At 45.8% G+C, this 9,899-nt stretch carries 6 protein-coding genes; 3 read left to right on the forward strand and 3 right to left on the reverse strand.

What is annotated here, in order from left to right:
- Positions 1-1,741 (forward strand): T9SS type A sorting domain-containing protein (locus VIN08_RS03675; protein WP_331960400.1); only part of this gene is annotated, 1,741 nt, incomplete at its 5' end.
- A gap of 36 nt (positions 1,742-1,777) precedes the next feature.
- Here the strand turns inward: VIN08_RS03675 and ppk1 are convergent.
- The gene (gene ppk1 / locus VIN08_RS03680) at positions 1,778-3,847 is read right to left on the reverse strand and encodes a polyphosphate kinase 1 (protein ID WP_331960403.1); all 2,070 of its coding nucleotides are present in this window, start codon (positions 3,845-3,847) and stop codon (positions 1,778-1,780) included.
- 515 nt (positions 3,848-4,362) lie between these two features.
- Here ppk1 and VIN08_RS03685 point away from each other — a divergent pair.
- Positions 4,363-7,446: a PQQ-dependent sugar dehydrogenase gene (locus VIN08_RS03685; protein ID WP_331960406.1), complete on the forward strand. Its 3,084-nt coding sequence runs from the start codon at positions 4,363-4,365 to the stop codon at positions 7,444-7,446.
- 48 nt (positions 7,447-7,494) lie between these two features.
- Here the strand turns inward: VIN08_RS03685 and VIN08_RS03690 are convergent, their stop codons facing one another.
- Positions 7,495-7,992 (reverse strand): hypothetical protein, encoded by a 498-nt coding sequence (locus VIN08_RS03690; protein ID WP_331960410.1) that lies wholly within the window; start codon positions 7,990-7,992, stop codon positions 7,495-7,497.
- A gap of 176 nt (positions 7,993-8,168) precedes the next feature.
- Between VIN08_RS03690 and VIN08_RS03695 the strand changes: the two genes are divergently transcribed.
- Positions 8,169-8,753, forward strand: coding sequence for a hypothetical protein (locus tag VIN08_RS03695; RefSeq protein WP_331960413.1), 585 nt, complete (start codon positions 8,169-8,171; stop codon positions 8,751-8,753).
- Positions 8,754-8,766: 13 nt separating this feature from the next.
- Here VIN08_RS03695 and VIN08_RS03700 read toward each other — a convergent pair whose 3' ends face one another.
- Positions 8,767-9,498: a hypothetical protein gene (locus VIN08_RS03700; RefSeq protein WP_331960416.1), complete on the reverse strand. Its 732-nt coding sequence runs from the start codon at positions 9,496-9,498 to the stop codon at positions 8,767-8,769.
- Positions 9,499-9,899 lie beyond the last annotated feature (401 nt).

Genomic DNA, 9,899 nt, shown 5'->3' on the forward strand with positions numbered 1-9,899 from the left:
GATGAACTATACTTCCAGCGGTACCATTGCCAATGACGGATGGAACCTGGTGGGTAATCCGTTCCCTTCTACGATCGACTGGAATTCAGCCAGCGGCTGGACGAAGACGAACATCGATGCTTCGATCTATATCCGCGACAACGGATCTACCAACACACAGGTTGCTGCCTGGAACGGTGTAGTAGGTACCAACGGTGGGTCTAGTCGCATTGCTATGGGTCAGGGCTTCTGGGTAAAGGCAAACGGCAGCGGAACACCTGTGTTACGCGCCAACGAAAACGTAAAAGCAGCTGGTTCACAAACTACCTTCTTCAAGAAAGGTTCACCGGAAGATGTATTGCGTGTAGCAATGGTAAGCGGAACAACGCGCGATGAAGCGGTAATACATTTCCGCTCGGATGCAACAGAGAACTTCGATACCAATGCTGATGCATTGAAACTCCCGAACACATTATTCAACCTCTCGAGTGTAATGGCCGATGGAAAAGTATTGGCGATAAACTCGCTGCCACTGTTCAGTTGTAACAGCACGGTGAAGTTAAATATAGCCAATGCCGATGCCGGCAGCTATACACTGGACTTCTCTGATTACGAATCATTCCCGGCTGCTGTACAAATCACATTGGTCGATAATTTCACCAACAGCACTATAAATATACGCGACAAGAAATCGTATAGCTTCGCAGTAACCGCCAAGCAGGAAAGTTATGGCAGCAACCGCTTTGCCGTAACATTCTCCTACCCTACAGTATCGTCAAGCTTTGTAGCGTCTGCTAAAGATGTATGTTCCAATACAAGCGCGATTGTAGATGTACAGAACTCGCAGGCAAACATTACTTATACAGCGCAGGTAAAAAATACAACCACTACATCGGCTGGTGTAGCGGGTACAGGCAGCAGTATAAAACTGAGTATACCACAGGCCGGACTTTCTACCGGTGCTGATACTATACTGATCAAAGCTGTAGGTAATGGCTGTAGCCCTGACGTTGTAAAGACTATTGTGCTGAATGTTGCTGCCCGCGCAGAGATTGCTTCGGTAACCAATGGCAAACAATGTACACAAGGCCAGGTTACGCTGCAGGCAACGGGCGCTCCCGACAATGGTTCTTACCGCTGGTACGAATCGGGTACTGCTACAGCCGCTATAGGTTCTGCACAAGGCGCATCGTATACTACACCTGCCCTTACGCAATCTAAAACATACTATGTATCAGCCGTAAGTGCGTTGGGATGCGAAGGCACACGTAAGCCAGTAGTAGCAGAGATTGTAACACTGGAAGAAGCGGTGATCATGGAGAACGGTGATTCACTCATCAGCAACTACGCTACCGGCAACCAGTGGTATTTTAACAACGCCATCATCGCGAACGCAACAACACAGTCGGTAAAGATTGAACATACTTCCGGTATATATCGTGTGGATGTTACCTACAATGGCTGTACTACCTCGGCTGAGCGCGAACTTATCGTAGCCGGTATAGAACATGGCGAAGCTTCTGTAACACTATACCCGAACCCGGTAGTAAAAGAACTGCACGTAGAAGTGCCCGGCAACTTAAACGTTACAGCGTTCCGCCTCCTGAACGTATCGGGCCAGCAGGTCGGCACACTGGAACTGCAACAGAGCTCAGGCAAACGCCTCGGTATATTTGATATGAGAAATTATCCGGCCGGAGTATATATATTGCAAAGTACCGATGCTGCTTCAGTAATAGAAACGAAGATTGTGAAGAACTAAAAATACAACCACTATAAAATAAAAGCTTCTGGAGTGTTATGCTCCTGAAGCTTTTTGTTTTATCATCTGCGCAATAGCCAGCTGCGAACGAACATCTTCCTCTCCCGCCCTGCGCGCAGGCTTGCAGTTGGTGCAATATTCATCGATGGTAACAGCTTGTGTGTTATCGGCCAGTTGCAGTTTTACAATCTCCAGCACTTCTGCTTTCAAACCTGCATCATATACCGGGAAGCATACTTCTATTCTGCGGTATATATTGCGATTCATCCAGTCGGCAGAACCCAGGTATATTTCCCGGTCACCGTTGTTCTCGAATATAAAAATGCGACCATGCTCCAGGTAACGATCAATAATGCGCGTTACAGATATAGTCTCGCTCATGCCTTTCACGCCCGGTACCAGACAACATATACCCCGCACGATCATGGTGATGCGAACACCGGCCTGTGATGCCTGGTATAATTTCTCGATAAGAACTTTATCTTCGAGGTTGTTAAATTTGATGGTGATGCCGGATGGTAATCCTTGTTGTGCGTTACTGATCTCGCGATCGATCAACGCTATAAATCGTTCCTGCAGATTGAAGTGCCCTACCAGTAAATGACGGAAATCAATACGATCTTTTTTGGTTCGCTTCTTGCGCTTCTTCAAAAAGTTAAACAGCGACTCCACTTCGGCAAGCATTGCTTCATTCGAAGTCATCAATACATGATCGGTATAATAACGTGCGGTTGATTCGTTAAAATTACCCGTAGCAATTAATCCGAGCAGATCCGTTTTACTGCCCTGCTTCCGTTTTACCAGGGCCAGCTTGGCATGCACTTTCAGGCCCGGTATACTTTCAATGATGCGTACGCCTGCTGCACGCATCTTCTTCGACCACTTGATGTTGTTGGCTTCATCAAAGCGGGCCTTTAACTCAACAAAAACAATTACCTTCTTTCCATTACGGGCAGCGCTGATCAGCGCACTGGCAATACGTGAATCGTTCGCTACACGGTATAGTGTTACATAGATTGTTTTTACCGAAGGATCGAGCGAAGCTTCATTGAAAAACCGCAGCACAGCATCGTAAGTATGATAAGGCGGATGCAACAGTATATCCCGTTGACGAATAGTTTCGAACAGCGAAGTACCTGCCGGTATAGCAAGCTCTGTACGAGGCCACGCTCCGTATTGAAAGGCAGCATCGTGTAAAGGCAATGAAGCAAGATCTTTCAGGTTGTGATATACTCCCCCCTGAATAAAGCTGGCATCTTCCAGGTCGAGACAATTCTTGAGCATGTTCAATACTTTGGGAGATATACCCGGTTCAAACAGAAAGCGTGTAGCCAAACCGTAGTCGCGCTCCGCTATTTTATTTTCGATCTTCTTTGCCAGGTTGCCGGTAAATTCATCTTCGAGGTTGAGCTCTGAATCGCGCGTGATCTTGAAACTATGGCAGCTCAATACCTCTTCATCTTTCAATATCTGCGAGAGATTAAACTTGACTATATCATCCAGGAATACAAGGTACGTTGTATCACCCTGCGCAATGCGGTAAAAACGCGATACGGAATCAGAAGGAATTGTAACAATATAGTTTCGTATAGCCTGCTTACGGGTGCGTGTGCTTACCAGCAGGTATAGCTTGTTATTCTCCGAGAAGAAATGCGTACCCTCTTCGATGGGCACGATCTGAATATAGGTAGCTACGGTATACATAAAGTAATGCCAGATAGCATCGTGAATAACGGCAGGCATAGCCTCATTATATACCAGGTGTATAGCATGCCTGCGCAGCAAGGGCAGTATCTGCGATTCAATAACATCGCCAAAATGTTTCTGCTGACGCACTACCGTTTCATGAATGCGCTGCAACGTATCGCTATACGCTTTACGCTCACGCCCTATTGGAGCCAATCGCTTCAGTGCAGCAATGGCCGGCACCCGTACACGATAAAACTCATCGAGATTGGAGGAGTATATAGAAAGAAAGCGAATACGTTCCATTACCGGCACAGCCTCTCCCTCCGCCTCCATCAGCACCCGCTCATTGAATGATAGCCAGCTCAGATCACGATCAAAAAAAGTATATCCGTTAGTCGATCCAATAGATTTATCCATCCTGAAAAAATAAATAGTTGAAACACGTTTCCTGTTCTAAAAATAGGAGAAAACTATTTCCTGCCGATATAGCCACATGAAGTTTATGTTATGTATACACCAGTCACCCGCATCGGGGCACAAACACACAAGTCGCCACGAACACTTCTTCGTTTAAGGTTCGAAGTTTAAGGTTCAAGGTCTCCAATTGGATACATTCCTCCCCCTCTGCTCATAGCATCGGCACGGCACACCCCTGAAACGTTGCTCACAGCCATGGCACTATTATTTAACGAATCATGCGCCACTACATCCGATCCACCGTGGTGGCCGTTCCTTTTTCAAATACCTTTGCGTGTGTAAGATAGATGTGTTGTGTGTAAATAAAGGTGTGGAACGCGTATTCTCTGCGTTTGCAAATCGGTCATAAAGAATCTGTACTATATAGGCGCTTGTCGTGAAATATACTTTCACGATCAGCCCGCTATACGAACTTATAACACCGGCTTATGATAACACTTTAAACGATCACATACATGCATTTGCTTACCTTTCCCTCAGCAGGAAAAGCACGTTGCTTTTTCCTGGTCATGTACATGTTCCTGTGTACAGCGTTGCTTGCCCAGACCTTTCCGGCAGGCTTCAGTCGCGTACAAGTTGCCAATGGCATCAGCAATCCAACCGTGATGGCGTTCGCTCCCGATGGAAGAATATTTGTAGCCCAGCAAAACGGAGCGTTGCGCGTAATTAAAAACGGTGCACTGCTCACTACACCTTTCATTCAACTCAGTGTAAACTCCAGCGGTGAGCGCGGACTTATTGGTATAGCGCTCGATCCGAACTTTGCTACTAACGGGTATATATATCTATACTATACCTTACCGGATGGTTCGCGAAATCGCATCAGTCGTTTTACAGCCAATGGCGATGTAGTATTAGCCGGCAGTGAAGTTATACTCCTAAACCTCGATCCGCTGAGCAGTGCTACCAACCACAACGGTGGGGCTATGCATTTCAAGAACGGACTGCTCTATGTAGCCATTGGAGAAAACGCCAACTCGGCCAACGCCCAAAATCTTGATACATATCATGGCAAAGTACTGCGCATCAATCCGGATGGTTCGGTGCCTGCGGGCAATCCATTCACAACAGGATCTGAACAACGCAGAAGAGTATGGGCGTATGGACTGCGTAACCCCTATACCTTTGATGTGCAACCCGGCACCGGAAGAATATTTGTAAATGATGTAGGGCAAAGTACATGGGAGGAAATCAACGATGCCACTACCGGTGGACTCAACTTCGGATGGCCCGCTACAGAAGGCAACGGCACCAACCCCTCCTATACCAACCCGGTATATGCATACCAGCATGGCTCTGGCGATGGTGTAGGTTGTGCGATTACCGGAGGTGTATTTTTCAACCCGGCCTCTACCAACTATCCGGCTCAATATACCGGGCGATATTTCTTTCAGGATCTCTGTAATCGCTGGATCAATATGCTGAGTATATCCGGCTCAACGGCAACACGTTTACCTTTTGCTACAGGGCTCGGTGGCGATGCACTGAGTATTGACGTAGGCAACGATGGCAATCTATACTATCTTGAACGAAGCAGTGGCGCACTGTTTCGCATCATTTATACTGTAAATACAGCACCCGCTATAGTAACACAACCGGCCAGTGTAACGGTATCGGCCGGACAACCGGCTACCTTCTCGGTTACTGCTACAGGCACGGCACCACTCACTTATCAATGGCAAAAGAATAACGCAAACATCAGCGGAGCTACGGCTTCGACTTACACGATTGCCAGTACGCAAGCCTCCGATGCGGGAGCATATCGTGTTATTGTATCAAACTCGGTGGGCACTGCAACGAGTAATGCGGCTCAACTCACTGTAACAACCTTCAATGCTCCGCCAACAGCCACTATACTTACACCGGCAGCAGGAACACTCTATCGCGGTGGCGATGTGATCAACTTCTCGGGCGATGCTACCGACCCGGAAGATGGTACATTACCTGCAAGCGCATTTACCTGGCTCGTAGATTTTCATCACGACACACATCACCATGACGGCCCTCCGATTGCTGATGGTGTAAAGAGCGGATCATTCACCATTCCTACCAGTGGCGAAGTAGCCGACAATGTCTGGTACAGACTATATCTGATCGTGACGGATTCTAAAGGTTTACGCGATACCGTGCAGCGAGATATACTCCCGCGGAAATCAACGATAAGTTTGGCTACACAGCCCGCAGGATTACAGGTAACGCTCGATGGGCAACCTGTTACCACACCCACATCTGATCTTAGTGTAGAAGGTATATTACGTACGATCGGTGTTGTATCACCCCAGACTGCAGGCGGTATAACGTATGAGTTTGATCGCTGGCTTCATGGCGGCAGTGCCACACAAACTATATCTACTCCGGTAGATGATATAACCTATACGGCTGTATATCGCACTGCTTCTTTACGTGAACCCGACAATCCGGCCAATACAGTAGCGGGCCTGGTATATCAATACTATGAAGGCGCATGGAGCGCGTTACCAAACTTCAATACATTAACACCGGTAGAAACAGGAACGGTCACTACCATCAATCTTACTCCGCGCAATCGAGAAGATGACTATGCCTTCCGGTATACCGGCTATATTGATGTGCCCACCGATGGCACCTATACCTTTTATACCAGCTCGGATGATGGAAGCCAGCTATATATAGGATCAACATTGGTAGTAAATAACGATGGCCTGCATGCCACGCGCGAAGTATCCGGCACCATTGGCCTGAAGCGCGGAAAGCATAGCCTTACCGTTACATTCTTTGAGCGGCAAGGTTCTGCTGTGCTTACATCGAGTTATGCCGGACCGGGTATAACCAAGCAAGTGATACCTGCATCGGCACTCTTCCGTGCCACTACATTTTCGCCTGTTACACTCGAAGCCGAAAATGCTACACTTGTAGGAGCTATTGTGCTGAGCGATCAACCAGGCTTTACCGGCACCGGCTTTGCCGACTATCAGAATCCATCCAACGACTACGTACAATGGAGCGCTGCTATACCGGCTGCCGGCAGCTATATACTTACCTTCCGTTACGCCATGGGTAACACACCGCGATCGCTGGCGGTGAGTGTAAACGGAACGGTGATCAACTCATCACTCACTTTCCCTCGCACCACTTCGTGGACTACCTGGAATACGATTTCAGTAACGGCTACATTGAATGCCGGCACGAACCTGATTCGTACTACTGCTATTGGCAGCAGTGGCCCCAACATCGATCATCTCGTTATCAGCAGCAACGGTACGGCTATTGCCTCCGGAGGTATAAACGATGATACCAAAACGCGTTATCCCTTCACGATATATCCAAACCCCGCCAACAGCGATATTGGTATTACCGCTATAGCAGACCAGAATGATGTGCTGGAAGTAAATCTCATTGATCTGCATGGTCGCCTGCTAAAAACAATACGCCATACAGCCGGAAGCAGTGGCGAAAATCTGATAACCTTACCGGCAGAAGATATACCCGCAGGTGTATACCAGGTGCGTGTATCGCGTGGTAAACGATCGGGTGCCCATACCGTTGTAATCAAAAAATAATACATAACATCCCTGGTGCCGGCCTGAAGACCGGTACCAGGGTATATGTTAAAATTTCAATTGGGAAATGGCCGTTTGGTATGCACGGTTCTTCTGCATTGAGAAACCTTCTCCTATAAAACCGACAGTGCCGAGGATCATCAGCGCTAACCCAAAGCCTTTCCAGAAAAAAGTATTGTTAACCATCATTAGTATAATGCCGATAAGAATGATGCCGGCATCCACCAGCAACGCAACGGGATAGGAAGAGCGAAACACTTTTTCCATGCGTTGTATCTCGGTTTGTTGCAGGGTACTGTCGGCTTGTGTAACAAGCTGTTGCAACCCATCGATGCGTTTGGAGGTATATATATAGTAGCTTATTGTAACGACAAGATTTATACTTCCCGCTACCAGTAAACCTACAGCCAGCCCCTTCGTTAATGCCGAGAGTGGCAGTAATTTCCATAGCAACAAAGCCAGCAACAAAAAACCAAACCCTAACCCGATGCCTGTCATAGCTCCGCTTCGTTCGGCCAGGTAGTATTGTCGTATATACTCGATCATATTCTTTATTATTGATAATACAACAAAAGTATGGCGACCTGACATACAACTGTTTTGGTCAGCGGGTCAGATTAGCTTTGCCCGGCGGTTCAGAACACAGCCGGTGGTCAGCATAAAACTTATTTTTAGCATCCACTCTTTTTCTATCTTTGCCACCCGTTTTAAAGTACTAAAACATGGAGCTTCTCACACCAAATCCCATAGCCTGGGTCATTCTTACCATTGCAACGATGGTTCTATTGGGTAGCATAATTTTGTATTTCGTATTCTTTTTCAGAGCAGTAGGGTCGCCCGGTATAGAGAGATTTCATCGCTTTACCTTTATTACGATGGCGATAGGTGCAATATTTACCGTACTCAATGTGTTTACGTATCCGTTCCTGTCCCTTGACCTTACGCTTCCTTTACCAGTTCGCAGCGATCATTTCGGAAGCATTGCAGCATTTTTACCGTTCATAGCATTTCTGGTTGCCTCTGTACTGCTTTATCGCAAGAAGTCTCATCCGGATATAAAGCTGTTGCAGATCATCTGGTCGTTGCTCGCACTTTTTAATATAGTAGATGCCGCACTTTACTTATACTCCTATTCCGTCTGGGCAGAACCAACACCTGCTATATTAAATCTCGACAGCGAATCTGGCGGAGGAGTAATTATACAACACCTGCAAGATCGAAAAAGAATTTTACTGAAAGTAATATACCCGGCTGTGTGGGCGATCATGTGTGTTGTGGGCGTGAATAAGTTATTCAGCAGGACGTAGTATAGATAATCATTTAATAGAATTCATATTTATACCTAGTCTTATAACCCGTTATATGATCAATAGATGAATCTAAAAGATGATTTTCTTTTGAATAGTAATGTGTTAGCAGCTTGATGGAATCCGACTTCATTTCAATTCTATCAAGATTTAAATCCTTATCGTAAATATACTCCACCTTCCACAGCAGTTCGTTTTTGTCAATTGAGTGTATGTCCTTCCGAGATAATTTCTCAGAATCGTTATATATCAATACCACCAGTTCATTATATACAGTATCTCGTTCTTTAATAACGAAACCGTCACTATTCAGATCAAATACAACAAATCTCTCGTTTCTTGTCTTTTGATCTTTCCTCGGATACCAATCCAGATGATTTACAGTAGTCCAATGCTGGATCAGATGTCCTTCTTTGTCAAGAAAATAATCTATAAAATAATTCTCGGGTACATCATTGCGGACAAGCAAATGTCTTATAAAATGTAAGCTATCATATTCTCTGCGTTCAACCAGTCCAAATTGTTTAATGCGAACAATGTTGCCAGCCAAATCAAATGAAGTAGTGTCTGTCAACAACAAATCGTCAGCATCATACGAAATCATTTTCCTTATCTTCTTGCCATAAAAAGATTCAAGATAAGGATCTTGATAAGCTCTGACGCTTGTCTGGTTCTCGCAGCTGGCAAGAATTAGTATTATCCATGCACCGAGAAAATACCCTACACCTCTTACTACATTACTCATAAACGCACCTAATAATCACTTTCACTCTACCATGGCTGTATCCAACTGGTACTTAATGACAATAGAAATATACCTAAAGCCGAAGTTACCCCTACAGTCGCGCAGCCAGCGATGAATGTCATTACAAAACAGCGTAATAGTAATTTAAAAATTTGGCGAAGTGAATCCGAAGGTGAGGTACCGGTATATCCTCTATACTTAAAAACAGCAGAACCACAATGTATGCAGCCAGACCTATGTTGATTGCAGCCAGAACCTTTGTCACTTTCATTCCATTAAATTAGAAATTCCGGTCTCTATAGACAACAACGTTGGATGTTGAAACAACGCTTAATATTTGAGAGACATCCACACTCATAAAGTAATTTTTCACCTTGTAATATTCCCTGCCGGTATGAACG

This window comes from Ohtaekwangia sp., from assembly GCF_036568665.1.
Taxonomy (GTDB): Bacteria; Bacteroidota; Bacteroidia; order Cytophagales; family Cyclobacteriaceae; genus Ohtaekwangia.

Excerpts from the sequence above, each read along its gene's own strand:
- ppk1 (WP_331960403.1), bottom strand. The coding sequence starts at position 3,847 with ATGGATAAATCTATTGGATCGACTAACGGATATACTTTTTTTGATCGT.
- VIN08_RS03695 (WP_331960413.1), top strand. The coding sequence starts at position 8,169 with ATGGAGCTTCTCACACCAAATCCCATAGCCTGGGTCATTCTTACCATT.
- VIN08_RS03700 (WP_331960416.1), bottom strand. The coding sequence starts at position 9,498 with ATGAGTAATGTAGTAAGAGGTGTAGGGTATTTTCTCGGTGCATGGATA.
- VIN08_RS03685 (WP_331960406.1), top strand. The coding sequence starts at position 4,363 with ATGCATTTGCTTACCTTTCCCTCAGCAGGAAAAGCACGTTGCTTTTTC.
- VIN08_RS03690 (WP_331960410.1), bottom strand. The coding sequence starts at position 7,992 with ATGATCGAGTATATACGACAATACTACCTGGCCGAACGAAGCGGAGCT.